This window comes from Shewanella cyperi (assembly GCF_017354985.1).
In the GTDB taxonomy this organism is placed as follows: domain Bacteria; phylum Pseudomonadota; class Gammaproteobacteria; order Enterobacterales; family Shewanellaceae; genus Shewanella; species Shewanella cyperi.
Genome location: NZ_CP071501.1, coordinates 91,279 through 117,541 on the forward strand (window position 1 = coordinate 91,279; position 26,263 = coordinate 117,541).

21 protein-coding genes are annotated in these 26,263 nt (G+C 56.3%); 7 read left to right on the plus strand and 14 right to left on the minus strand.

Going from position 1 to position 26,263, the window contains the following annotated elements; all coding sequences use genetic code 11:
• Positions 1-164: 164 nt before the first annotated feature.
• Complete coding sequence (gene hutI, locus JYB84_RS00400) at positions 165-1,403, minus strand: imidazolonepropionase (protein WP_207321517.1); 1,239 nt, start codon at positions 1,401-1,403, stop codon at positions 165-167.
• 148 nt (positions 1,404-1,551) lie between these two features.
• Here hutI and hutC point away from each other — a divergent pair, with 148 nt between their 5' ends.
• Both hutC and JYB84_RS00410 read left to right on the plus strand, forming a co-directional pair.
• The gene (gene hutC / locus JYB84_RS00405) at positions 1,552-2,256 is read left to right on the plus strand and encodes a histidine utilization repressor (protein ID WP_207321518.1); all 705 of its coding nucleotides are present in this window, start codon (positions 1,552-1,554) and stop codon (positions 2,254-2,256) included.
• Between the two features lie 238 nt (positions 2,257-2,494).
• On the plus strand, positions 2,495-4,993 hold the full coding sequence (locus JYB84_RS00410) for a putative bifunctional diguanylate cyclase/phosphodiesterase (RefSeq protein WP_228290848.1): 2,499 nt from the start codon (positions 2,495-2,497) through the stop codon (positions 4,991-4,993).
• A gap of 245 nt (positions 4,994-5,238) precedes the next feature.
• Here JYB84_RS00410 and JYB84_RS00415 read toward each other — a convergent pair whose 3' ends face one another.
• Positions 5,239-6,213, minus strand: a complete 975-nt coding sequence (locus JYB84_RS00415; RefSeq protein WP_228290849.1) for an alpha/beta fold hydrolase — start codon at positions 6,211-6,213, stop codon at positions 5,239-5,241.
• 7 nt (positions 6,214-6,220) lie between these two features.
• Entirely contained in the window at positions 6,221-7,996 is a 1,776-nt protein-coding gene (locus JYB84_RS00420) for a DUF885 domain-containing protein (RefSeq protein WP_207321519.1), read from the minus strand.
• 227 nt (positions 7,997-8,223) lie between these two features.
• On the opposite strand from JYB84_RS00420, the gene add reads away from it, so the two are divergent.
• Positions 8,224-9,222 carry an adenosine deaminase gene (gene add, locus JYB84_RS00425; protein WP_207321520.1) on the plus strand — a complete coding sequence of 333 codons (999 nt, stop codon included), beginning with the start codon at positions 8,224-8,226 and terminating at the stop codon, positions 9,220-9,222.
• Positions 9,223-9,281: 59 nt separating this feature from the next.
• On the opposite strand, the gene hemN is transcribed toward add, so the two are convergent.
• Entirely contained in the window at positions 9,282-10,622 is a 1,341-nt protein-coding gene (gene hemN / locus JYB84_RS00430) for an oxygen-independent coproporphyrinogen III oxidase (RefSeq protein ID WP_228290932.1), read from the minus strand.
• 139 nt (positions 10,623-10,761) lie between these two features.
• Between hemN and JYB84_RS00435 the strand changes: the two genes are divergently transcribed.
• Positions 10,762-12,057, plus strand: coding sequence for a metal-dependent hydrolase family protein (locus JYB84_RS00435; RefSeq protein WP_207321522.1), 1,296 nt, complete (start codon positions 10,762-10,764; stop codon positions 12,055-12,057).
• A 26-nt stretch (positions 12,058-12,083) separates the two neighbouring features.
• Here the strand turns inward: JYB84_RS00435 and JYB84_RS00440 are convergent, their stop codons facing one another.
• The 4 genes from JYB84_RS00440 to JYB84_RS00455 all read right to left on the minus strand — a co-directional run bounded on the left by JYB84_RS00440 (position 12,084) and on the right by JYB84_RS00455 (position 15,197).
• Positions 12,084-12,548: a DUF2489 domain-containing protein gene (locus tag JYB84_RS00440; RefSeq protein ID WP_207321523.1), complete on the minus strand. Its 465-nt coding sequence runs from the start codon at positions 12,546-12,548 to the stop codon at positions 12,084-12,086.
• A 14-nt stretch (positions 12,549-12,562) separates the two neighbouring features.
• Positions 12,563-13,096: a Der GTPase-activating protein YihI gene (gene yihI / locus JYB84_RS00445; RefSeq protein WP_207321524.1), complete on the minus strand. Its 534-nt coding sequence runs from the start codon at positions 13,094-13,096 to the stop codon at positions 12,563-12,565.
• A gap of 51 nt (positions 13,097-13,147) precedes the next feature.
• Positions 13,148-13,828: a methyltransferase domain-containing protein gene (locus tag JYB84_RS00450; protein WP_207321525.1), complete on the minus strand. Its 681-nt coding sequence runs from the start codon at positions 13,826-13,828 to the stop codon at positions 13,148-13,150.
• Positions 13,829-14,576: 748 nt separating this feature from the next.
• Complete coding sequence (locus JYB84_RS00455) at positions 14,577-15,197, minus strand: c-type cytochrome (protein ID WP_207321526.1); 621 nt, start codon at positions 15,195-15,197, stop codon at positions 14,577-14,579.
• A gap of 168 nt (positions 15,198-15,365) precedes the next feature.
• On the opposite strand from JYB84_RS00455, the gene yihA reads away from it, so the two are divergent.
• Positions 15,366-16,022 (plus strand): ribosome biogenesis GTP-binding protein YihA/YsxC, encoded by a 657-nt coding sequence (gene yihA, locus JYB84_RS00460; RefSeq protein WP_207321527.1) that lies wholly within the window; start codon positions 15,366-15,368, stop codon positions 16,020-16,022.
• 657 nt (positions 16,023-16,679) lie between these two features.
• Here the strand turns inward: yihA and polA are convergent.
• A complete protein-coding gene (gene polA, locus JYB84_RS00465) occupies positions 16,680-19,457 on the minus strand; it encodes a DNA polymerase I (RefSeq protein ID WP_207321528.1) in 2,778 nt (925 codons plus the stop codon).
• Between the two features lie 388 nt (positions 19,458-19,845).
• On the opposite strand from polA, the gene elbB reads away from it, so the two are divergent.
• A complete protein-coding gene (gene elbB, locus JYB84_RS00470; protein WP_207321529.1) occupies positions 19,846-20,499 on the plus strand; it encodes an isoprenoid biosynthesis glyoxalase ElbB in 654 nt (217 codons plus the stop codon).
• 7 nt (positions 20,500-20,506) lie between these two features.
• On the opposite strand, the gene glpG is transcribed toward elbB, so the two are convergent.
• From glpG to JYB84_RS00495, 5 genes are all read right to left on the minus strand, one after another.
• On the minus strand, positions 20,507-21,337 hold the full coding sequence (glpG, locus tag JYB84_RS00475; protein WP_207323052.1) for a rhomboid family intramembrane serine protease GlpG: 831 nt from the start codon (positions 21,335-21,337) through the stop codon (positions 20,507-20,509).
• Complete coding sequence (gene glpE / locus JYB84_RS00480; RefSeq protein WP_207321530.1) at positions 21,334-21,645, minus strand: thiosulfate sulfurtransferase GlpE; 312 nt, start codon at positions 21,643-21,645, stop codon at positions 21,334-21,336. Before glpE ends, glpG begins: the two co-directional genes overlap by 4 nt.
• 79 nt (positions 21,646-21,724) lie before the next feature.
• A complete protein-coding gene (gene tdh / locus JYB84_RS00485) occupies positions 21,725-22,750 on the minus strand; it encodes an L-threonine 3-dehydrogenase (protein WP_207321531.1) in 1,026 nt (341 codons plus the stop codon).
• Positions 22,751-22,772: 22 nt separating this feature from the next.
• Complete coding sequence (locus JYB84_RS00490) at positions 22,773-23,966, minus strand: glycine C-acetyltransferase (RefSeq protein WP_207321532.1); 1,194 nt, start codon at positions 23,964-23,966, stop codon at positions 22,773-22,775.
• A 224-nt stretch (positions 23,967-24,190) separates the two neighbouring features.
• Positions 24,191-24,826 (minus strand): TetR/AcrR family transcriptional regulator, encoded by a 636-nt coding sequence (locus tag JYB84_RS00495; RefSeq protein ID WP_207321533.1) that lies wholly within the window; start codon positions 24,824-24,826, stop codon positions 24,191-24,193.
• A 147-nt stretch (positions 24,827-24,973) separates the two neighbouring features.
• Between JYB84_RS00495 and waaA the strand changes: the two genes are divergently transcribed.
• Positions 24,974-26,242, plus strand: coding sequence for a lipid IV(A) 3-deoxy-D-manno-octulosonic acid transferase (gene waaA, locus JYB84_RS00500; protein ID WP_207321534.1), 1,269 nt, complete (start codon positions 24,974-24,976; stop codon positions 26,240-26,242).
• Positions 26,243-26,263 lie beyond the last annotated feature (21 nt).

Below are 26,263 nucleotides of genomic sequence, written 5' to 3' on the forward strand. Positions count from 1 at the left end.
CTGCCGCCTGGCGTTGATAGCGCTATGCTGTGGTGCCCTTGGCGGCAGTCGAACGGGGCTAAAGGTGCGTCGGTTACCTGTACACGGCTTGACTGAAAAGACTGATAAATGTCTTAAAAACAAAAGGGTGCCATAAAGGCACCCTCTGCTCGGCAAGGTCTAAGTTATTGGTGGATAACTTTGCCAGCCTTGACCACATCCACCAGGGGATTCACTCCGTAGGAATAGGCCAGCTCCGCCGGAGTGGTGATATTCCACAGGCAGAAGTCTGCCTGCATCCCCTCACGGATAATCCCAACGCTGTGCTCGCGGCCCAGGGCCATGGCGGCATTGCAGGTGACACCCTTGAGTGCCTCTTCCGGCGTCAGGCGGAACAGGGTGCAGCCCATGTTCAGCATCAGCAGGGTGGAGCACAGGGGTGAGGAGCCGGGATTGAAATCGCTGGCCAGCACCATGGGCACACCGTACTGGCGCAGCAGGTCGATTGGGGGCAGCTTGGTTTCCCGCAGGAAGTAGAAGGCGCCCGGCAGCAGCACGGCGCAGGTGCCGCTTTGGGCTATGGCCTTGACCCCGGCCTCGTCCAGATACTCTATATGGTCCACCGACTTGGCACCGAGACGCGCCGCCAGTTCGCTGCCGCCGAGGTTACTGAGCTGCTCGGCATGCAGCTTGATGTCCATGCCGAGGGCTTGGGCGGCGGTCAGTACCCGCTCTGTCTGCTCAAGGTTAAAGGCGATGTTTTCGCAGAACACGTCGGCGGCATCGGCCAGCTGTTCGGCGGCCACAGCCGGCAGCATTTCGTTCACCACCAGATCCACGTAGGCATCGGCGGCGCCGTCACCCAAGGCCTTGAACTCGGGCGGAATCGCGTGGGCACCGAGGAAGGTGGTGACCACGTCCACATGGTGGTGGGCGCCGAGTTCGCGGGCGACCCGCAGCAGCTTGAGTTCGGTATCCAGATCCAGGCCATAGCCGGACTTGATTTCGACCGTGGTGACCCCTTCCCTGGCCAGAGCATTGAGGCGGCGGCGGGCGAGGTCAAACAGCTCGGCCTCTTCAGCCTCGCGGCAGGCCTTGACCGTGCTGACTATGCCGCCACCGGCGCGGGCGATTTCTTCATAGCTGGCGCCCTGCAGCCGCAATTCAAATTCGTTGGCCCTGTTGCCGGCAAACACCAGATGGGTGTGGGCATCGATGAGACCCGGAGTGATCCAGCCGCCCTTGCCGCGATAAACCGGGGTCGCCAGGGCATCGAAGCTGGGCAGTTCGCTGCGCTTGCCAAGCCAGGCAATTTTGCCGTCCTTCACCGCCAGCGCTGCATCCGTGATGGCACCGTAAGCTTCGGTTATGGCAGCGTCCATGGTGGCGATATTGATATCAATCCAAACCTGATCCCAAGACATGATGACTCCTGTGTAGTGACGGGCGGCGGTTAATTTTAGGGGCTTGCTTGTGGTTGCTTGTATATACAAGCTAGGATTATAGCCGACATTTCAGATTGGGATAAAGGGACCGGGCCCGGCAAAATGCAGCGGCCCGCCAGGAAGAGTGATGGTCACTGCCAAGTTCGCGGAAATCAAACAATACATTATCGCCCGCATCGAATCAGGTGAGTGGGAAGAGCACGCCCGGGTTCCCTCGGAGAACCAGTTGGCGGAGCAGTTTGGCTGCAGCCGCATGACCGCCCGCCGCGCCCTGACCGAGCTGGTGGACGCCGGGGTGCTGGAGCGCTCCCAGGGGCTGGGCACCTTTGTGGCCTCACTCAAATCCCAGTCGCCCATGTTGTCGATTCGCAATATCGCCGATGAAATCAAGGACAGGGGCCACGGTTACAGCGTGCGGGTACTGGAGCTGACGACCATGGAAGCCAGCGCACCCATCGCCATCGCGCTGGGGCTGGAGACCGGCAGTGCCGTGTTCTATTCTGTGCTGGTCCACTGCGAGCAGGGCTTGCCGTTGCAGTTGGAAGAGCGCTTTGTTAACCCCGGTCTCATCCCCGACTATCTGGCCCAAGACTTCAGCCATCTCACGCCCCACGAATACCTGTCGCGGGTGGCGCCGCTCACCGAGGCGCGCCACACCATAGAGGCCATAGTGCCCAAGGAGCAGGTGCAACGGCGCCTGGAGATCCCCGCCTCCGAGCCCTGTCTGCAGATCATCCGCCGCACCTGGTCACGCCAGGGGGTGGTCAGCTTCGCCCGCCTGATACACCCCGGCAGCCGCTTCCGCCTCGGCGGCCATTTGACCTTTAAGTAAGCTGGGGATTCGGTTTGGGTATGGAGCCACACCCTGCATGTTGGCGGGGCCTTTTTCCGTATCCGGGTACGGCGCGGGAAACACTGTATTCAGTACGGCAGCGGCTATATAGCCAAGAGATTGATGCCTAAGCTGATTTCCATACCAGCCTTAGCCGGGAATGACCGGGAAGCCTTTGCCAAAGTAGGTCTTTGTCGCTAGCATAGATGATTGATTTGTTCCCCTGACCGGATCCTTTGTGCCGAAACTGCCAAGACTGCCGCTGGCCCTGATAGTGCCTGTAAGTGTACTGCTGATATACCTGTGCCTGGTCACGGGCGAGTTTCTTTATGAGCAGCAGCAACTCAGGGACACGGCGGCGACCGAGCAGACGGCCCAAATCCGCTCGCAGATGTTCCGTTTGCAGCACATAGTGGAATCGGCGCTGGCGGTCCATGATGAAGAGCGCATCGAGCAGGAAGTCTCCCTGGCCAGTACGGATCTGAACCTGATGGTGCTGGTACTGCTGGATAACAGCAGTGCCATTCGTTATGCCAACCACATAGTCTGGCAGGGCAGCCGGGCCCGGCTGGTGATCGATGGTTATGAGCCAGCCCGCCATGAGCAGGTGGTTCAGGGCGGCACGCCTTGGGTGGCGGTTAATCCCGAGCGCCTGTCGGTGCAGGCCTATTACCCTATCAAAAATTCCGATCCCGGCCGCTTCGGTGAAGTGGAACTCATTTATCTCGAATACGATCTGTCCGCGGCCTTTAACGGTGCCCTCGATCAGTTGCAGCAGCGCTTTTTGCGCATCTGGGGTGTCGGCGCCCTGTTGATTTTGGTGTTGCTGGCGCTGCTGCATGTTACCGGCATTCGCCCCCTGCGATTGCTGGCCAGGGCGGCCGCCAATCCTTCCACCGATGCGTTTGCCCGCCCAATCCCCCTGGCTTCCAGCGAAATTTTCCAGTTGCAGGGCTATCTGGGGGAAACCCAGAGCCGTCTTGAGCGCACGGTAAAACAGCTCAGGGACTGCGAGCAGCGTTGGCTGTTTGCAGTGGAAGGCTCCCATAACGGCATCTGGGATTGGCAATTGGCCAGTGATGAACTGTTCCTGTCCGATCGCTGGAAGGACATGCTGGGCTATGGCCCATCTGAGCTCAGCAGCGAATACCAAAGCTGGGAGTCGCGGATCCATCCCGAAGACAAGGACAAGGTTTTGCAGGCTCTCTATGGCTACCTCAATGGTGAGTCAGAGGTGTATGAGAGCGTGCACCGTATGCGCCATAAACAGGGCCATTATATTTGGGTGCTCGACCGCGGCATGCTGGTGGAATGGGATGAGCAGGGCAAACCGGCACGCCTTATCGGTACCCACAGGGACATCTCGGACGAGGTGCGCAACCAGCAGGCCATAGCCCATCAGGCCAATCACGATCCTTTGACCAATCTGGCCAACCGTCGCGCCGTGATGGACGCCTTGTATGACTTCCAGCAGGGCAGTGGCCGCAAGACGGTCACCCGTAAACGCCTTGGCGCCCTGATGCTGATTGATTTGGATAACTTCAAGATAATCAACGATGCCCTGGGGCATCATCACGGTGATCGGCTGCTTATCCAGGTGGCGGCCCGCTTGGCGGGGGCCTTTTCGGGCAATGCGCTGGTGGCACGCCTGGGTGGGGATGAGTTTGCCGTGGTGGTCCTGGATGTGTCCGAAACGCCGGAAGCGGCCGCCAAGCGCGCCCTTAATTTGGCGGGGCAAATACGGCAACTGATCGCCCGCAGTTTCAACCTGGCCGATCAGCAGCTGAATGTCTCTGCCAGTGTCGGTGTATGTCTGTTCGATAACCAACAGCCCCAGGAACCGGCACAATTGCTGCGGCAGGCCGATATGGCCATGTACGAGGCCAAGGAAAGCGGTCGTGACGGTTGCGCCCTCTACAGCCCGGAACTGGATGACAAGGCGTCCCGCAACCTGTGGATGCAGAACGAGCTGCGCCATGCCATCTCCCGTGCCGAGCTGTTCCTGGTGTTTCAGCCCATAGTCGATGCCCGTGGTGAACTGGTGTGTGCCGAGGTACTGCTGCGCTGGCAACATCCGGAGAAGGGCTTGATTTCGCCGGCGGAATTTATCCCCGTGGCCGAGGGCAGCGGCCTGATCGTGGAGATAGGCCAGTGGGTGTTGCTGGAGGTTTGCCGGGTCATTAAGCGCCTGGAGGCTCAGGGCTGTGAGGTGCCGCCGATGGCGGTCAACATCAGTGCCCGGCACTTCAACCAGCAGGAATTCGCCGAGCGTCTGATTGCCCTGCTCAAGGGGCAGCAGGTGATGCCGCAGCAACTGGAGCTGGAGCTGACCGAATACGCGCTGCTGACCAACCTGAAGCTTATCAGCGAGCGGATGCAGATTCTGCGGCAGGCGGGTATTTCCATCGCCATCGACGATTTCGGCACCGGTTACAGCTCCCTGAGTTATCTGCAGAGTTTGCCGCTGTCACGGCTTAAGCTGGATGCGGCCTTTGTCAGCCGCATCGGCAGCAGCGACGCCGCCGACGCCATAGTCAGGGCCATCATAGACATGGCCCACAGTCTCCGCTTGGCCGTGGTGGCCGAAGGGGTGGAAACCCAATTGCAGCGGGATTTCCTTGATCAACTGCAGTGCGACTTCTTCCAGGGCTACCTGTTCAGCAAACCCATAGGGGAAGCCGAATTTGCCGCCCGTCTCGGCGCCGAAACCTTTACCCAGCCTCAGGCCACGGCCTGAGCTCATGGCCTAAGTCAAGCAGGATTCGAAGAAGGCCGGCATGACCACCGGCTCCTGGGGGCCTAAGGCTTCTCCCTGTTTCAGGCCACTGCCTGAGCCAAGAAGGATTCGATAAGGTCATCACGACTTTCAGGTCCTTGGTATCGAGGCCTATTCCCAGTTTCAGGTCACTGCCTGAGCCAAGCAGGATTCGAAGAAGGCCGGCATGACCACCGGCGCCTGGGGGCCTAAGGCTTTTCCCTTTTTCAGGCCACTGCCTGAGCCAGATGGGGCTCGAAGAAGGCCAGCATGGCGTCCAGGGTCTGTGCCCGGGGCACATCATTTTCCATAAACAGTTCATGCTTGGCGTTGGCGATATTAACCAGCTGACAGCGCCCCCCCACGGCCCGTTTCTGGGCCTCGTTATCCACTATGCTGTCTTCGTCCGCCTGCAGGATCAGTAGCGGTATCTTGCTCTCCCGTGCCGCCAGCACACTGGCATCGCAGGCGTCGAGGGCCTCCAGTAACCAGCGGTTGGTGGGTGAGCCCAGTTGCAGCTGCGGATTGGCCTGGTACAGGGCGCGGTAATCATCATATCTCTCGCGGCAATGGGTCAGGTCATTCTTGGCGAACGGCGTAGCCTCGTAATCGCCGCCACCGAGAATATAGTTGGGCTGGCCCTTGTCACTGCTGTCGAGCTTGTGTGCCAGCCAGCGGATAAACACCTTGCTCATGGGCAGGCGAATACCGTACATGGGGGCCGAAAAAGCCGCTGCCAGGAATTGGCCGCCATGGCGCTCCAGGTACAGACTGCCGATACAGCCTCCCATGGAATGGCCGCTCAGCAGCAGCGGGCCCTCGGCCCGAGGCAGCACCAGTTTGTCCATAAAGATTTTAAAATCATCAATATAGTCATCAAATCGGGCGACGTGGCCCTGATGGGGATTGGCGGTTAAGCGGGAGGAAAGTCCCTGGCCCCTATGGTCGAGGGCGTACAGGCTATAACCCTTGTCATGGAGTTCGGCGAACAGCTCCAGGTATTTCACGAACGACTCTACCCGGCCATTGCTGAATACCAGGGTCGCCCGCGGCCGGGGATGACGCAGTTCCATGGCGCAAATCTCGACTCCGGGGGCCGTGGTCAGGCGCTGCATGTAAATTTGCTCCGCTAGCGGCTTGAACGCCGCCGGCAGTTGCATACTTGTGTCTGCCAGAGACTGGGTAAACATCTTGTCGCTCATAACACCATTAGCCCCGATGGGCGGCAATAAAATCATCTATTTGCTGTTCCAGCACCGACATGGGCACTGAGCCGTTTTCCAACACAGCGTCGTGGAAGGCGCGGATGTCGAATTTGTCACCCAGGGCCGTCTCGGCCTTGGCCCGCAGGCGCTTGATGGTCAGCTCTCCAATCTTGTAGGACAGGGCCTGACCGGGCCAGGAAATGTAGCGGTCTATCTCTGTGGTTACATTGTGCAGTGACAGCGCAGTGTTGCCGGCCATGAAGTCTATGGCCTGCTGCCGGGTCCAACCCTTGGCGTGCATGCCGGTATCCACCACCAGACGGGCGGCACGCCACATTTCATAGGTCAGGCGGCCGAAGTTGCTGTAGGGATCCTTGTAGAAGCCGCCTTCCAGACCGAGGAATTCACTGTACAGGCCCCAGCCCTCACCGAAGGCGGAGATATAGCTGTAGCGCCTGAAGTTGGGCAGTTGCTCCAGCTCCTTGTTGATGGAGATCTGCAGATGGTGACCGGGCACGGCCTCGTGCAGTGTCAGGGCCTCCAGTTCGTACAGGGGACGCTTGTCGAGGGCATAGGTGTTGACCCAGTAGTAGCCGGCCCTGTCATCGGATTCGCTGCCGGAATAACGTCCTGTGGTGTACTTGGGGGCGATTTCCGCCGGTACGGGTTCAATGCCGTAGGGCGCCCGTGGCAGCTTGCCGAAGAAGCGCGGCAACATGGCATCGGCCTTCTTGGCAATATAGGCCGCTTCCTTCAGCAGTTGCTCCGGGCTGGTGACATAGAAGCGCGGATCGGTGCGCAGGAAATGCAGGAAATCGGCGAAACTGCCCTTAAAGCCGGTTTCCTTGATCAGTTGCTCCATCTCGCCACGGATACGCTTCACTTCCTTGAGGCCCAGCTGGTGTACTTCTTCCGAGCTCATGTCCAGGGTGGTGTAGTAGCGCACCCGGTTTTCGTAGAAGGCCTTACCGTCGGGCAGATCGTAGGCGGCGATGGATTCGCGGGCGCCGGGAATGTATTCCTTGGTCATGAAATCATAAAAATCGCGGTACAGGGGCAGCACCTTGTCCCGCACCAGGGCTTCACCGCGACTGCGCAGCTCGGCCTGCTGCTCGGCGCTGAAACCGGCCGGGAACTGGGTGAAGGGAGCGAAATAGCTGCTGTCCTTAACCGGCACGATAAAGGCGCTGATACTGTCCTCAAACCCCTTGAGCGTGACCTTGGGCGGGGTGATCCCCGCGGCCAAACCTTGCTTCAGCCAATGGGTTTGCTGGGCGAAATAGGTCGGCAGGGCTTCGAGCTTGGCCAGATAATGCTGATAGTCCTCAAGGGTCTTGAAATTGCCCTTGCTGATCCCGGCCACGTAGGCGTGGAAGCCACCCTCGGAGGTAATGGGCAGGTAATGGTCCTTGAAGTGATACATGTCGACATCGTTCTGCAATTGGCCCTGCAATATGTCGGCATTGATCCTGTCGGTCTTGGACAGGCTGCTGCGGTCGAGCTGCTTGATGGCCGCCAGCAGTTGCGCCTGTTGTTTGAATCTGGCCTCCAGCGCCTGTGGCGACATGTCGGTCAGCTTGCCGGCGGCTGTGGCATCGCCCATGGCATAGGCCATTTCGGGGCTGGCGGCCAATTGGGCGGCCCAGGCCTGGTCAATCAGTTGCTGCAATTTGGACGTTTGCCTCGCTTCAATCTGAGAATGGGGTGCTTGGGCAGCTTGATGAGTACTGCAGGCACCCAAGGCGCATATCAGCAGGGCAGGGGTCAGAATTTTATGCATTTTTTAGTTCCTTGTTATTTTGCAGCCGTCCCGATTATGCCTCAGTCGGAGGGGAAACGTCAGCCCAAACCCCGGGTATATTGGATTCAGAATCGGAGAATTTGTTGATTTCGCGAACAGATTGAACATTACTCAGAGGGCGGAAGGAAAATGCATGTTAAACTTGGTCGTCGCCCAAGACCAAGAATAACAACGCATTGGCGGGGCCATTTAAACAGGGGTTAACTATGATTGATAATTCGATTCCTTTGGTGGATCTCCACCGGCATCTCGACGGCAATGTACGGGTGCAGACCATATGGGAGCTGGGCCATCAGCACGGTATTGCCTTGCCTGCGTCTTCCTTGGACACCCTGGCGCCCTTTGTGCAGATCCAGGGCAAAGAGTCCAGCCTGGTGGCTTTCTTGAAAAAGCTGGATTGGATGGTAGCCGTGCTGGCCGATCTGGATGCGGTCAAGCGGGTGGCCTATGAAAACGTGGCCGATGCCGCCCTGTCCGGCCTGGACTATGCCGAGCTGAGATTCAGCCCCTATTACATGGCCATGAACCATAAACTGCCCATCGAAGGTGTGGTGGAAGCGGTTATTGATGGCGTGGCCGCCGGCCTGAAAGACTATCCCCAGGTGAAGATTAAGCTTATCGGCATCATGTCACGTTCTTTCGGTCAGGACGCCTGCACCGCCGAATTGGATGGTTTGCTGGCCCATAAAAACAAGCTGGTGGCCATAGATCTGGCCGGTGATGAGCTGGGCTTCCCTGGCGCCCTGTTTAATGACCATTTTGCGCGGGTTCGCAAGGCGGACCTGCAGATCACAGTTCATGCCGGTGAAGCCGCCGGACCCGAGAGCATGTGGCAGGCGATTCAGGAACTGGGTGCGACCCGCATCGGCCACGGTGTCAATGCGATTCGCGATCCCAAGCTGATGGAATTCCTGGTGGAAAAACGCATCGGCATTGAGTCATGCCCCACCAGTAACCTGCACACCTCAACGGTCAAGTCCTACCTGGACCATCCGCTGCGCCGCTTTATGGAAGCCGGGGTGCTGATAGGTCTCAATACCGACGACCCAGGTGTCAGCGCCATCGATATAGCCCATGAGTACAAGGTTGTAGCCGAAGAGATGGGTTTCAGCGCCGCCGAGTTGGCCCGTCTGCAGCGCAATGGTGTGGAGATGGCTTTCCTGTCCGACAGCGAGCGCAAGGCACTGTATGCCGCCAAGGCCTGACACGCCCATTTATAGACACAAAAAAACCGGCCAATTGGCCGGTTTTTTATTGCCGGGGTTTAGATAACCCGGGAGAACTGTTGCTGACGGGCCTTCTCGCGGAAGTAGACGTCGAAGCACATGCAGATATTGCGGATCAACAACTGCCCTGTATTGGACACAGTGATCTTGCGATCCGCTATGCTGACCAGTTTGTCGTCGATAAAGGTCTGCAGCAGCTTGAGATCCTGGGCAAAGTAATCTTCGAATACCAGGTCAAACTTCTGGTCTATGGTGGCCATGTCCAGTTCGAAGTGACAAATGAGCTGCTTGATTACCGCACGGCGAATTTCATCGTCGGCGTTGAGGTTGCAGCCTTTCCACAGGGCGTGACCCTGGGCATCAATCGCCTCGTAATAGGGACGAATATCCTTCTGATTCTGGGCATAGCAGTCGCCGATCTGGCTGATTGACGATACACCGAGGCCCAACAAGTCGCACTCCTCCTGGGTGGTGTAGCCCTGGAAGTTGCGGTGCAGCTTACCGGCCCGTTGCAGCTTGGCCAGCTCATCATCGGGCTTGGCAAAGTGGTCCATACCTATGTACTGGTATCCGGCTTCGGTCAGTGTATTGATGGTCTGCTGCAACATGGTCAGCTTTTGCTGGGGTGCGGGCAGATCTTCATCCCTGATCTTGCGCTGGGCAGCGAAGCGGGACGGCAGGTGAGCATAGTTGAACACCGACAGACGGTCCGGTGACAGGTCGAGAATGCGCTTGATGGTTTCGGCGAAAGTCTCGGGAGTCTGGTGTGGCAGACCGTAGATAAGATCCACGTTGGTGGACTCAAAACCCATGGCCTTGGCGCGGTTGATCAGGTCGAAAATAAACTGCTCGTCCTGCTCGCGGTTAACCGCTACCTGTACCTGCTTGTTGAAATCCTGTACCCCAACAGAAATACGGTTGAAGCCGGCCTGTTTCAGGGTGTCGAGCATGGACAGCTCAATCTCACGGGGGTCGACCTCAATGGAGAATTCCCCTTCGGCAGCGAAGTTGAAATGCTGCTTCAGCAGATCGGTCAGACGCAGTATTTGCTCGGGGCTTAAGAAGGTCGGTGTGCCACCACCCCAGTGCATTTGGGTCACTGTGTAGTGCTTGAACAGCGGTGCCCGGCTGACAATCTCGTTGGCCAAATACTCTATGTATTGATCGGCCTTGTGGGCGTGACGAGTGATTACCTTATTACAACCGCAGTAATAACAAAGCTTTGCGCAAAATGGAATGTGTAGATAGAGTGATAACTTATCGCTCTTGCTGTTGGATATGGCCCGCTGCAGATCCTGCTCGGTAAAGGCATCGTTAAACTCCAGCGCCGTTGGATAAGAGGTATAACGTGGACCGCTGTAGTTGTATTTCTCGATCATCGACTGATCCCAACTGATTTGGGTTGGCTGTTTCAAGTCGTGCCCTCCAATTAATTTAGCAATAGGCGAATTATGCGGCTTCGATGGTCAAATAACTTTGATCCATGTTGTAAATTCAAAAATAAGATAGAGAACCATAATGAAAAAAGCGCTGCTCCCTTTATCCCTGATGTTACTCAGTGTCCAGGCCCAGGCCCTGACGCTGATCCATGCTGGCCAGATTATCGATGGCCGTTCCGATGCCCCCATGCAGCAGGCGACCCTGGTGCTTGATGGCAACCTGATCCAGGCCATTGAGCCCGGCTATAGGGCCGCGGCCGAAGGCGATACCGTCATCGACTGGCGCGACGGTACCCTGATGCCCGGCTTTATCGACATGCATACCCATCTGACGTTCAGGGGGGGCGAGGGCGCGTATCTTGAACCTTACACTCTGAATCCGGCCGATGTGGCCCTGCGTGGTGTCTTGTACGGCCAGAAGACCATGAATGCCGGTTTTACCACTGTGCGGGATCTGGGGGACATGGGCAATGCTTCCGTGGCGCTGCGCAATGCCATCAACAAGGGCTGGGTACAGGGGCCAAGGATCTACACCGCTGGTACCAGCATAGCGACAACCGGCGGCCATGCCGATAAAACCAATGGCCGCAATCTGGAGCTGGTGGGCGATCCCGGGCCCAAGGAAGGGGTAATCAATGGTGCGGCCGAGGCCTACAAGGCGGTGCGCCAGCGTTATAAGGAAGGAGCCGACCTTATCAAGATCACTGCGACCGGCGGGGTGTTGTCGGTGGCCAAGAGCGGTGAAAATCCCCAGTTCACCGATGAAGAACTCAAAGCGATAGTGGCGGCCGCCAGTGATTATGGCTTTAAGGTGGCTGTGCATGCCCATGGCAAGGAAGGCATACGCCGCGCCATTCTCGCCGGGGTCAACACCATAGAGCACGGCACCTATATGGATAAGGACCTGTTCCCTTTAATGAAAAAACATAATGTTGCCTTGGTACCCACCCTGATGGCCGGTGAGTATGTGACCGAGAAGGCCAAGATTGACGGCTTCTTCCCCGAGTTGGTGCGCCCCAAGGCGGCGGAAATTGGTCCCAAGATCCAGACTACCTTCGCGGCGGCGTACAAGGCCGGGGTGCGTATTGCCTTCGGGACCGATGCCGGGGTGTTTGAGCATGGTGACAATGCCCGGGAATTCAGTCTGATGGTGGCGGCGGGTATGCCACCGATGAAGGCGATTCAGTCGGCCACCTCGGTGGCGGCCGAGGTCTTGGGTGAACCCAAAATCGGCATTCTGGAACCGGGCCGCTTTGCCGATGTGGTGGGGGTCAGAGGCAACCCGCTGAAAGATATCCAGCTGTTGGAGCGGGTGTCTTTGGTGATCAAGGACGGCAAGGTGGTCAAGATACCCAGAGGCGAACAAGCGGAGTGATGAAAAGGGCGCCGAGGCGCCCTTTTTCAATGGTTGCTGACCTTGAAGTCGCTGAGACGCTTGGCCTCATCCAGTATGGCCTGCTCGAACTCGGCTTCGGACTTCATGCGTTCAAAGTCGAGTCGCATCCGCTCCTGCTTCGGCAGGGCCTGGCGCGCGTCCATGATGGGATGATCCTTGATGCGCTCAAAGTGAGTAAACAGCGCCGGATAGTCTGGGCTGACCCTGTCGGTGAGCGACAGCACATCAAACAAGCGGGCTATCCGCACCACACCTTCGGAAATTTCACAGCGATCTTCGGTCATGGCCAGGGCGATATAACGGATATCCCCCAGCACAGATTCGCGGCGGGTATCGGCCTGCTCCTTGCGTGCCTTGGCTTCTTCAACTTGCTGTTGTTGCTGCTTACGCACCTTCAATAACAGCAAAGTGGCATAGCCTGCCAGGCCCAAAATAATGGCGGCCCCCAGAATGGTCAGCGTCGTCAGCATGCCAGTTTCCCCTATCAGTCTTGCTGGTAGTCTTTCAGTAACTCGGCGCCGGATTCGAATTTCTCCAGCAGATCGTCGTCGCTGCTTGGGCGGCTGGCCGGAGCCTCGTCGATGTCCGCGATACCCAGCTTTTCCATCAGCGCTTCAATCTTGCTGAGCTGCTTATCAAGCCAGCTTTGGTCTTCTGCGCTGAGATCGCGACCTTCTTCCAGCATATCCAGCAGGTTGTTGAGGCGCGGATCTTCCTCCAGTGCCAACAGTTTTTGCTCGTCACTGAGTTTGGGTTGTTTGACCTTGGCCTGTGGCTTGCTGTCTGTGAGCGTGAGGGCCACCGGCTTTTTACTGCCGTGCCTTGGGTCATTACTGGATTTGCGTCCGCTTCCAGAGGGCGAGGCCTGGTTCAGCATGCCTTCGTTGTGACGGCTGCCAGCCTTGTTGCCGGAGTCACGCTTGCGTTTGCTGCTTGCGACTTCTTCGCTCTTTTTCAGTTTGGGTTTGCGTTTGGGGCCGTTTTCGCCGCCCTTGCGCGTCTTTTTGATACGGGTCATAACATTCTCAGATCAGATGACAGTGTTGGCCTTGGAAAACCGAGTCAGGGCTCAATCAGCAAGGTGCGAAACAAGGTCGCGTGTTATATCAGATCCCGATGCTTTTTGCATCAGAATGAGGTCGTTTCCGGCAAATAATAGCCCAAGGCCACTGGCCGCGGCCAGGTATTCAAAGGTTGCGCGGCTGCAGAAGCTGACATGAGCCAGGTTGTTCTTGTGATGCCATTTGGCAAAGTTGTCTTCCCGCTGCAACAAACGGGTGTTGATTGCCAAAAATGCGCCGGGCTTCAGCAGGCGAACCAGCAACTCCCACTCGCGCCCCGGGTTGATAAAGTGCTCAAAGACCCGAAAGCAGCTGACAAAATCATACTGGCATCGCAACAGGTCATGCCTGGGGGCAAGATACACATCGAACTGGTTAAGGCTGTGACCGGCGGCTTCAATTATGGCGAGGCTGCTGGCATCCAAAAGCCGGCCGTAGTTGAGGCCTTGGAGTCTGGCATCCGTGGTTTTGCTCAATTCCCCCAGCAGCGGCAACAAAAACTGCGACAACTGCTTTTGCTTTATTCCGCCCGGCTCCCGACCATAACGGCGGCGAATCGCTTCGGGGGGCAGGTGACTGCCGACATCCGCAAACACCAGCTCGCAGCGTGGGCAACGGAAGTAGCTGCGTTTCTTGTCCTGGTGAAAAAATGCGGCTTCTCTGTGGTGGCACAGGGGGCAGGCTTGCATGGGGTTCGGTCCAACTGACTTCCAGGGGCGGGCACCAGTATAACAAGTTGGCGCCCCAAAAGAAAAAAGGCGGCAGTAGGCCTGCCGCCTTAACATCGGTGCCTCAGCACCTTATCCTGATTCCAAGTATCCTTACTTGCTATGTGACTTTCCCGGTCAGATCCATCTTTTTCTTACTGCTTTCCTTGCCGGTATTTCTCGTTATCGGTCTTCCAGACGCTTTCTATTTCGTCCTGCTATCTTCCTGAACACAGCTTCCGTAGATGGTCTTCTATGACACATCCTGTTCCAACCCGTCATCATTGACGCTAACTTTACCATCCATGTAGTAAGACTCTCAGTGTGGCAGTAAGAACAATTCTGCAAAGTTCAAAACTGATTTTTCTGCCCATGCTGACAGTTTTAAGGGTAGTGCTAAACAGCAATTGCCAAACTCGGCGTTTCCCTTATTGGTTTTGACCCGGATCTCAGCGCGAAATCACTACTCATTATTATTATTGGCGAGTGGTCTTAGTAAAGTTATTGTTATTAGTTGACTTTATTCTTATATCTTAAATGTAAACCGTACCGAAACCTGAAAGTTGTTTGAATGATTTTTGTACTATCAGTTGGGTTCATCCCGGTACGTCGCCAATTAAACCCAAAAGGGTGATCTTTGTCAAGTCTTTATCTTGTCAGTTTACGTTAACGTAAACTTGGGGCGATAAAAAAGGGTGGACTCATGCCACCCTTTTATCATCACTCGGTGTTATTTCAGACCGGCGATGTACTTTGACAGAGCTTCGATATCCGCATCGGTCAGCTTGCCGGCGATATCCTGCATCATGCCGTTCAGATCGTTGGCGCGGGCCTTGGTGCGGAACTTAGTCAGCTGGATCTTGATGTAATTGGCATGTTGACCAGCCAGAGATGGGAAACCGGCCAGACCAGCACCTTTACCATCGGGACCATGACAGGCCATACAGGCAGTCACGCCGCGGGACATATCACCACCTGTGTACAGTTGTTTGCCAAGGGCTGGTACATCTTGTACTTCAATGGCTTGAACTGATTGGCTGGCGAAAAATGCCGCAACATCTTCAATGTCCTGCTGACTCAGAGGCATGGCCATGCCACCCATGATGGGATCCATACGGCCTTCTTTACCACCTGATTTGGCAGCACTCTGGAAGTCGTGCAATTGCTTTTCCAGATATTGAGGGTGCTGACCGGCCAGTTTGGGGTACATGTCGATCATGCTGTTGCCATCCATGCCGTGGCAGGCTGAACAGACGAGAGCTTTGGTTTTTCCCGCTTCGGCATTGCCTTCAGCCATTGCAGTGGAAGACATGGCAGCGAGAACAGACAGCGCAAGAGCTAATTTCTTCATAGCGTTCCAACTTCTTGTTAAGATTATTGTCCTGAGCTTACCGGCCTGGCCCGCAAGCGTGGTAAAATACACTGAGTATAGTCGGGCAAATATTTTACACGAAAACCTGTAAAAGTAAGCAAATCTTCAGAAAATATGCCCGATGCCGAATAAATTTTGGAGCCAAATGTGACTCAGACCCGGATTGATTTTCGCCAAACCAAATTTCTTATCAGCGCCCCGGACATAGCGCATCTGGATCAACATCTTCCCGGTGATGTAGGTGTAGAGATTGCTTTTGCCGGTCGCTCCAATGCCGGCAAATCCAGTGCTCTCAATGCCTTGACCGAACAAAAGAACCTGGCGCGCACCAGTAAAACCCCGGGCCGAACCCAGCTGATCAACGTATTTGCTTTGGATGAGCACAGGCGTTTGGTGGACCTGCCCGGTTATGGTTTTGCCCAGGTACCGTTGGCAATGAAACAAAAATGGCAACATGCGCTGGGAGAATATCTGCAAAAGCGTGCCTGTCTCAGCGGTGTGGTGGTGTTGATGGATATCAGGCATCCGCTCAAAGATCTTGATATGCAGATGATCGAATGGGCCGTTGCCAGTGAAATTCCGGTGCTGGCCCTGCTGACCAAGGCCGACAAACTGGCACAGAGCGCGAAGATGAAGACAGTCAATGAGGTGCGCAAGGAGTTGGCCGAGTTCGGTGACTGGGTGCGGGTCGAACCTTTCTCATCGTTGAAGGGTACGGGTAAGCCCAAGGTACTGGCGATTCTTGACGAATGGTGTCATCCCGAGTGGTTGGAGCAGGCCGAGGAGCCGGATGGCCAGGCTTAAGCTTGCTTGATACTAAAAACGCCGCAACTGCGGCGTTTTTTATTGTCCGCATTCAGCCGGAGCGCAGGCAAAAAAAACGCCGTTGACAGGGTCAGCGGCGATAAAAAAGTTAGCTCTTTGGGGAGAAGCTAAAATTCAACAAGACTCAAGTACCACCAAACTGCGTCTGGATGGCTCTCAATGACGAAAGCATATCCCGAACCAATCAAAAATTAAAGTATTTGCTCTAAAATATTTTTCAGACATAAAAAAAGCCCCAGCAAATGCTTGCTGGGGCGCCAGTATTTGGCAGTTCACTAGAAGTGAAATAAAGGTCTGAAAGATAGAACATCTTAACCTCTGTACCCTACGCAGAGAATATTACCCCATTTATCTCCAAAGTAAAAACAGTTTTTGTAAAAAAGCGACAATTATGTGAGCCATCACTCAGATGGTTGCGCTAAAAGGCAGCACTTTTTGATCTGTAACTTTCTCAAATAGATAAAATATCAATTGCTTAGCGTATTTTTACCGCATGGGCGGCTAAATCTGATCTATTTACAACAAAATACGCTGCGGGCCGCTTTGAGTAAGGGGTGTGTGATTGTTTTGAAAATAGGTTGAGGAGGGCCAGAAACAAAAAGCCGTGCGGGGCACGGCTTTTTGCTGAGAGGGGACTTAGTGGGCTTGATCCCAGTTGTCGCCGAGACCGGCTTCCGCCAATAGCGGAACATTCAGGTTGGCGGCTGCCGCCATCAGGCTGCAGATCTTGCTCTTCAATGCTTCGGCCTTGTCGGCATCCACCTCAAACACCAGTTCATCGTGTACCTGCATTATCATGCTGATTTCACCTTGGGTCTCGGTGGCTATCCAGTGCTGAATGGCAATCATGGCCTTCTTGATAATGTCGGCGGCCGTGCCCTGCATTGGGGCGTTGATCGCTGCGCGTTCGGCGGCCTGGCGGCGCATGGCGTTGCGATCGCGGATTTCCGGCAAATACAACCGGCGACCAAACAGGGTGCTGACATAGCCCTGTTCTGCGGCGGCGGCCCGGGTTTCTTCCATATACTTGAGCACCCCTGGATAGCGGGCAAAGTAAGTATCTATATAGCTTTGGGCCTCGTTGCGGGGGATGTCGAGCTGGCGGGCGAGGCCGAAGGCTGACATGCCGTAAATCAAACCAAAGTTGACCGCCTTGGCGCGGCGACGCTGCTCAGGTGTCACTGTTTCGAAGGCCACATCAAAGACTTCGGCGGCGGTGGCCCTGTGAATGTCCTTGCCTTCGGCAAAGGCCTTCAGCAGGCCGGGATCCTGGGACAGGTGCGCCATGATCCGCAATTCAATCTGGGAATAGTCGGCCGCCAGGATCAGTTTGCCTTCGGGGGCGATAAAGGCCTGGCGAATACGGCGACCTTCCTCGGTGCGAATGGGAATGTTCTGCAGGTTGGGATCGCTGGACGACAGACGGCCGGTGGCGGCATTGGCCTGGTGATAGCTGGTGTGTACCCGCCCCGTTTTGCCGTTGATCATCAGCGGCAGCTTGTCCGTATAGGTGCTCTTGAGCTTGGTCAGGCTGCGGTGTTCAAGGATGATTTTCGGCAGGGGATAATCCAGTGCCAGCTCTACCAAGACTTCCTCGGCGGTGGATGGCGCACCCTTGGGCGTCTTCTTCAACACTGGGTAACCCAGCTTGTCAAAGAACAGTTCCTGCAATTGCTTGGTGGACGACAGGTTGAAGGGCCCGCCGGCGATCTCGTGGGCTTGCTGTTCCAGCTGATCTATCTTGCGTGCCAGTTCATCGCTTTGCTGTGACAGCAACATGGCATCGATCAATACACCCCGGCGCTCAATGTCTGACAGCACATCGATCAGTGGCAGTTCCAACTCCTTGAACACGCTTGCCAATCCTTGTTCACGTTCCAGTCTTGGCCACAAATGTTGGTGCAGGCGCAGGGTAATATCCGCGTCTTCGGCGGCGTAGGGTGCGGCCTGTTCCAGGGCTATCTGGTTGAAGGTCAGCTGCTTGGCGCCTTTGCCCGCTATGTCTTCGAAGGCAATATTCTTGTGGCCCAGGTACTTGAGTGCCAAGCCGTCCATGTCGTGACGGGAGGCCACAGAGTTGAACACGTAGGACTCGAGCATGGTATCAAAGACCACACCTTTGAGATTAATGCCGGCGTTGGCGAGCACACTCATATCGTACTTAATGTTCTGACCCACCTTATGAACGGCCGGGTCTTCGAGCAATGGCTTGAGTTTGTCGAGCACCAGCTGGCGTGGCAACTGCTCCGGCGCGCCTGGATAGTCGTGGCCAATTGGCAGGTAGGCGGCCTTGCCGGCTTCGATGGCGAAGGACAGGCCAACGAGTTCGGCCTGCATGTAGTCGAGACTGGTGGTTTCGGTATCGACCGCAAAGAGTTCCGCCTGGCGCAGGCGCTCCAGCCAGCTGTCCAGTTGCGCTTCGGTCAAAATGGTATCGTACTGGGTGTCAATGACAGGAGCTGGGCCGGCATCCTGTGACGCTTGAGCATCTTGAGTTTGCGCGCCATTTTTGGCGTTTCCTCTGGGACTCTTGTTATCCAGAACTTCTGCCAGCCAACGCTTGAATTCCATTTCGCCGTAGCAGGCAATCAGCTCGTCTCGGTCGGGGTCGGTCAAAGACAGGCTGTGCCAGTCCTGTTCCAGGGTAACGTCTGTCTTAATGGTCGCCAGGCGGTAGGACAGCTCCAGCATCTCGGTATTGTCACGGATCTTGGCCGCCATGGTTTTGGCACCGCGAAAGCCCAATTCGGTAACGCTGTCGGGTTCGGCCAGCAGTTTGCCGACACCACCGGCGCCAGTGAGCATGGCCAGTGCGGTCTTCTCACCCACACCGGGCAGACCCGGGATGTTGTCGGCCTTGTCGCCCATCAGTGCCAGCAGGTCGATAATCAGTTCGGGTCCGACTCCAAACTTGGTGGTCACCTCTTCCGGCCCCATTATGGTGTCGGTCATGGTGTTGATCAGTGTGATATGGGGATTGACCAGCTGGGCCATGTCCTTATCGCCTGTGCTGATCAGCACGCTGCGGCCCTCGGCGGCGGCCTGCACTGCTATAGTGCCTATCACGTCGTCGGCCTCGACGCCGGGAATGCACAGCAGTGGCAGGCCCAAGGCTCTGATAATGCGATGCAAAGGCGCAATCTGGCTGCGCAGATCGTCCGGCATCGGCGGTCTGTGGGCCTTGTATTCTGTGTACATCTCGTTGCGGAAGGTCGGTCCCTTGGCATCAAAGACCACCGCCATCTGGCTGGGCTGGTAGCGGGACAGCAAACTGCGCAGCATATTAACCACACCGTAAACGGCACCCGTGGCTTCACCCTTGGAGTTGGTCAGGTGTGGCGGGGCATAATAGGCGCGATACAGGTAGGAAGAACCATCCACCAGGATGAGTGGGTCGTGGGCTATTTCTGGCATAAAAGAGTGCCTTTGCTGTCCTTGAAATCTTGGTGGCTAAGGATGCCACATCCCTTGAAGATCGGCCACCGCCAAAAGCCCACAGCCTGTGGATAAGTCTGTGAGCTAAAAAGGTCAACAATGTGAGAAGGTTATGAATACTACCGAAGGGTTCATGCTTAACTTGTTGAAAACCGATGATTTAATTTTTTATTGTGATTTATCTTGCAATTCCGCCGAATCTTCCTGATTTGTGGATTTCTTTGTTGGTTGTTTTTCTCTGGCTCTGCGGCCATGCTATCGGCATAGGGTCCAAAATACCGATGAACTAACTTAGCATGATTTTTAATCAGATCAATCGAAATGTGATCTGTTTGTTAAAACTAAATGACATAAGAGGGACGTTTTTATGAAAAATATCGCAGTGCTGTTGGCGGGATGCGGTGTCTATGACGGCAGTGAAATTCATGAGGCGGTATTGACCCTGCTGACCCTGTCCCAGGCCGGGGTGCATTACCAATGTTTCGCACCCAATATCGAACAAATGCACGTGGTCAATCACCTGACCGGTGAGGTGGTTCAGGGCGCAAAGCGTAACGTATTGGAGGAAGCGGCGCGTATCGCCCGCGGTAATATCAAGGCGACCCAGGCGCTGGACATCGACAAGTTTGATGCGCTGATCATCCCCGGTGGCTTCGGGGCAGCCAAGAACCTGTGCAACTTTGCCGTAAAAGGCGCCGACTGTGAGGTGGCACCCGAGGTGACCGGCTTTATCGGTGCCTTCCGTGATGCAGGTAAACCCGTGGGCTTTATCTGTATTTCACCCGTGATGATCCCCAAACTTTATGGCGCTGGTGCCCAGGGCACCATAGGCACGGATGAAGGTACGGCCGCAGCTTTTACCGCCATGGGCGGTGAGCATCACAGGGCCTGTGTGGATGAAATAGTGGTGGATGAGAAACGCAAAATAGTCAGTACCCCTGCTTATATGCTGGCGGACTCCATCGCCGAGGCGCAAAGCGGCATAGATAAGCTGGTGCACAAGGTGTTGGCCCTGGCTTAAGTTCCAATCAGGGTTTGCGACTGTCGAGCCAACCCTGACCCAATCCTATGACCAGGCCGGCGAGGTGCGCCCCGTTGGCCATGGACATACCCAGTACATCGAAAAAGCCCAGCAGCATCCACAGCAGCATAAAACCCATGTATGCCGGTGGCAGTCCAATACCGGCTTGCGGTTTCTTTATCCCCATCACCCAGGTGTAACCCGCCACGGCATAGACCACGCCCGACAAACCGCCGAAATTGGGGCCGGTCAGCAGGTATTGGGCCAGATTGGGCAGGGTGCCCGCGACGAGCAAGAGCAGCAGCAGTGGCCCCGTACCCAGCCGGGTCTCTATCTTACCGCCCAGATACCACCACCAGAGCAGGTTGAAACTGATGTGCATCAGCGAGAAGTGCATCAGGGTAGGGGTAAACAGGCGCCAGACCTCGGCATGACCGTTGGAGACAGCGCCGAAAAAGCTCAGCAGACTGTAGGTTTGCTGGCCCAGTCCCAGCTGCATGGCGCCGTAGACCAAAATGCAAAGGGCGAACACCAGCAAGGTTAGTGGGCCTGCGCCGGTCAGGAAACGGCTGAACAATGCCAGTGCAGGGGCTCCGTAATCCAGGCCGGCGTGCAAATCGCCGTGTTCCCAGGAAGCCTGCAGGTATTTGGCATCGTAGGGATGGCTGATGAAGTGGTCAAATTCAGCCCTGGCGCGGGAATAATCCTGCTCCCGCTCCACGCTGACAATGACGCCGTGCTCCGCCTGTTGAATACGGCAAGACACGCCCTGGCCGCGCAGATAATCCACCAGGGCCTGGGCGGCGCGGGGATTGGGCAGGCGGCCAATTTCCATCAGACGTGGGCCAGGTGCCAGGCGCTGTAACCGCCGTCGAGGCTGAAAACCTGGTCGAAACCCTGCTCGGCCAGGTAGGCTGCGGCGTTCTGGCTGCTGATACCGTGGTAGCATACCACCACCAGGGGCTTGTCCATGTCGGATTCGGCGATAAAGCGGGCCAGGTTTTCATTGCTGAGATTGACCGAGCCTTCGATATGACTGCTGCCATAACTCTGGGCGTCGCGAATATCGGCGATTTGAACTTGATCGCCGTGGTCGGCGCGCATGTGGATGAGCTCGTTAACGCTCAGGTGCTTAAAGCTGGACATGATGAAATCCGGGGTATTGATCAATAGCTATAGTGTGCAACAGGGTGCTGCAATCTGTACAGCACCCTGTTGAAGCGGGTTAATCCCAGCTGAGGATAACCTTGCCGGACTGGCCGGAGCGCATGGCGTCGAAGCCCTGCTGGAAGTCATCCACCTTATAGTGGTGGGTGATGATGGGGGACAGATCCAAGCCAGATTGCAGCAGGCTGGCCATCTTGTACCAGGTCTCGAACATTTCACGGCCGTAGATGCCTTTGATGATCAAGCCTTTGAAGATGACCTTGCTCCAGTCGATGGCCATTTCGCCGCCGGGAATACCCAGCATGGCAATCTTGCCGCCGTGGTTCATGGTATCGAGCATGGCGTGGAAGGCCGCAGGCACACCGGACATTTCCAGGCCCACGTCGAAGCCTTCGGTCATGCCCAGGTCTTTCATCACGTCCCTGAGATTTTCCTTGGCCACGTTGACCGCGCGGGTGGCACCCATTTTACGGGCCAGCTCCAGACGGTATTCGTTGACGTCGGTGATCACCACATGACGGGCACCCACGTGACGGCACACGGCAGCGGCCATGATACCTATGGGACCGGCACCCGTGATCAGCACATCTTCACCCACCAGGTCGAAGGACAGGGCTGTGTGCACCGCGTTGCCGAATGGGTCGAAGATGGCGGCGAGATCGTCGCTGATGTCATCGGGGATCTTGAAGGCGTTGAAGGCCGGGATCACCAGATATTCGGCGAAGGAACCTTCACGGTTCACACCCACGCCGGTGGTGTTGCGGCACAGATGGGTGCGGCCGGCGCGGCAGTTACGGCAGTGACCACAGGTGATGTGGCCTTCGCCTGAAACCCTGTCGCCAATCTTGAAGCCGCGGACTTCCTGGCCGATACCGACCACTTCGCCCACGTATTCGTGACCGACCACCATGGGCACGGGGATGGTCTTTTGTGACCATTCGTCCCAGTTATAGATATGCACGTCGGTACCGCAGATGGCGGTTTTGCGGATCTTGATCAGCAGATCGTTGTGGCCCATTTCCGGCTTGGGGGCGTCCACCATCCAGATGCCTTCTTCGGGCTTGAGTTTGCTCAGTGCTTTCATTGTTTTGCTCCCGGAAAGGGCATCAGATGATGCCCATCTCCTTGCCGATACGGGTAAAGGCCTCGATGGCCTTGTCCAGCTGCGCCCTGGTGTGGGCGGCGGACATTTGGGTACGGATCCGCGCCTGCCCCTTGGGAACCACTGGGAAGGAGAAGCCGATCACATAGATATTTTCTGCCAGCAGGCGATTGGAGAAGTCGGCAGCCAGTTTGGCGTCACCCAGCATCACAGGGATGATGGCGTGATCGGCGCCGGCCAGGGTGAAACCCGCGGCTGACATCTTTTCACGGAAGTAGCGGCTGTTTTCCCATACGGATTCACGCAGCTCCTGACCGTCCTTGAGCATTTCCAGTACCCGTATAGAGGCGGACACAATGGAGGGGGCCAGGGAGTTGGAGAACAAATAAGGGCGTGAACGCTGACGCAGCCAGTCAATCACTTCCTTCTTGGCTGCGGTGAAACCACCGGAAGCACCACCCAGGGCCTTACCCAGGGTGCCTGTGATGATGTCGACCCGGCCCATCACGTCACAGTACTCGTGGGTACCGCGACCATTGTGGCCGATAAAGCCCACTGCGTGGGAGTCATCCACCATCACCAGGGCGCCGTACTTGTCGGCCAGATCGCATACACCCTTGAGGTTGGCAATCACGCCGTCCATGGAGAATACGCCGTCTGTGGCGATCAGAATATGACGACAACCGGCATCGCGGGCAGCGATCAGTTGGGTTTCCAAATCGGCCATGTCGTTGTTGGCGTAGCGGAAACGCTTGGCCTTACACAAACGCACGCCGTCAATGATGGAGGCGTGGTTGAGGGCGTCCGACACTATCGCGTCTTCGGCACCCAGCAGGGTTTCGAACAGGCCTGCGTTGGCGTCGAAGCAGGAGGAATAGAGTATGGTGTCTTCCATGCCCAGGAATTCGGACAGGCTGGCTTCCAGCTGCTTGTGTATGTCCTGGGTGCCACAGATAAAGCGCACTGAGGCCATACCGAAACCATGGTCGGCCAGGCCCTGTTGGGCGGCCTTGATCAGTTCCGGGTGGTTGGCTAGACCCAGGTAGTTGTTGGCGCAGAAGTTGATCACTTCGGCGTTGTTTACCTTGATGGCCGTTTGCTGGGGCGAAACTATGACGCGCTCGCTTTTGTACAGGCCTTCGGCCTTAACTTCGGCGAGTTGCTGATTAATCTGCTCGTAGAATGAGGGTGATGCCACTTGTCTCTCCTTAGTTAACTTTATTCTGTTTCTTGGAGTGGCGGCATTCTACCCTTAAACCAAATCGCCCGGCAGCTTTTTTTAGCAGCGCGAAGGCCGGATAAATTAGTTTAGGGCTGGCAGGGGTTTCGCATTAAAAAATCTAATCCTTGGCCTGCGATTGACCGCCTAGGATCCATTTGATTGTAGTCGCGGGCGGCACTGAATGTCACCCGCGGTTTGGATCAGCTTGCTTGCGCCAGATAGTGTTGCTCCAACCTGTCAAAGGTGGGGCGGGATTCCGGGGTGGAATAGGCGCGGAAGATCATCAACACCCGCAGCAGGCCCTCATACAGGGATGCCTTGCTGATGCTGGCAATGCTGGATTGGGTCAGCTTGTAACTTATCCAGAAACTGACCAGCATCTTGATGGTATCGGCCAACTCCACTTCTTTGCCGGATTCGATGGCCAGGAAGCCTTCCTGGTTCAGCTGCCTGAGAATGTGACTGGAGTGCTGCAATACCTGTTGCTGGGCCTTGAGATAGCGCTGTTTGAGCTGTTCGTCGCGGCTGAGAATATCCGCCAGGTTGGCGTACATGAAGCGGAATTGCCACATGGTGTAGAAGATGGCATCGAAGTAGCCCATCAGCAGTTCCAGGGTAATTTTTTCCCCTTCATAGGGTTTGAAGCCCGAGGCCAGGTGGCTTTCGTACATGTCGAAGATGCTGCGGATGATGTCTTCTTTATTACGGAAATGGTAATAAAGGTTGCCGGGACTGATATCCATGTGGGCGGCGATATGATTGGTGGTGATGTTGCGTTCGCCATGCTCATTGAACAGTTCCAGGCTGGCATGGATTATCTTGTCACGGGTTTTCATGTAGGTCCTGTTGTTATTTGGGCAATCCGCGTTCCGGCGAGTCACTGGCCGCCGATAACAGACCTGATCCCAGGCTTAGTTCGGCAGTCGGATTATGTTAGCATTGCCCCAATTCATCAGGCAAAACTCATTTAAGCGCCGGATCTTATGAATCGTTTGCTCTATTCGCTGCTCTTGTATCTGCTATCGCCCTTGTTACTTCTGTACCTGGCTCTGAGAGCCAGTCGCAGCGCCGACTATCGGGGCCGCTGGGCCGAGCGTTTCGGCCTGGCCACTCTGCAGCCCTGTGATCTGTTAATTCACTCGGTCTCCATGGGGGAAACCCTGGCGGCCTTGCCTTTGATCCGCGCCATCCTGGCAAGGAAGCCGGGTATCAGAATTACCGTAACCACCACCAGCCCCACGGGCTCGGCCGAAGTGGTTAAGGCCCTGGGTGCTCAGGTGCAGCATTGTTATCTGCCCTTTGATTTGCCCTGGTGCGTGGCCCGTTTTCTCAGAGTCCTGAATGCCAGCGAGCTTATCATCATGGAAACCGAGCTGTGGCCAAACCTCATTCATTTGGCCAAGGTCAGGGGCATGAAGGTCCAGCTGGCCAATGCCAGATTGTCGGCCAAGTCGGCGGCCAGCTATCACAAGTGGCACAGGCTGACCGGTCCCATGCTGGCGAGCATTGACCGCATCGCGGTGCAAACCCAGATTGAAGCCGAGCGCTTTCAGTCCCTTGGGGTAGCGGCGCAGCGTATTGCGGTTTGCGGCAGCCTCAAATTTGATCTGCAGATAGACGAGAGCCGCCGAGAACAAGCCAGACAACTGCGGCAGCATTGGGGCAGGGATAGGGATCCTGTCTGGGTTGCCGGCAGTGTCCATCCGGGGGAGTTTGCTGCGGTATTGGCCGCCCATAAGGTCCTGTTAACCCGGTTTCCCCAAGCCTTGCTGATATTTGTCCCCCGGCATCCGGAGCAATTCGTTGCGGCGGCCCAGGCCATAGTCGACGCGGGATTGAGTCTGGCTAAGCGCAGCGCCAATGACATGCCCGTGCCCGGAGTGCAGGTACTTTTGGGCGATACCATGGGTGAGCTGCTGACTTGGTATGGTGTCGCCTCAATTTATCAGGGGGCTGCCTTTGTCGGCGGAACCCTGATACACAGCGGCGGTCACAACCCGCTGGAGCCCGCGGCCATGGGCTTACCGGTCGCACTTGGGCCCAATCACTGGGACTTCACCGAAATCAGCCGCTTACTGCAGCAGGCAGGGAACCTGACCCTGGTGCAGGATGGGGAAGTTCTGGGTGAATTATTATCGCTCTGGTTCACCGATGAGCCAGCGCGAGCCACAGCCGGCGCAGCAGGCTTGGCCGTGGTCGAGCAGAATCGGGGGGCGCTGGAGAAGCAATTGGCCTGGTTGAGCCAGGAGTGAAGTCAGCCCTGAGCCAAGAGT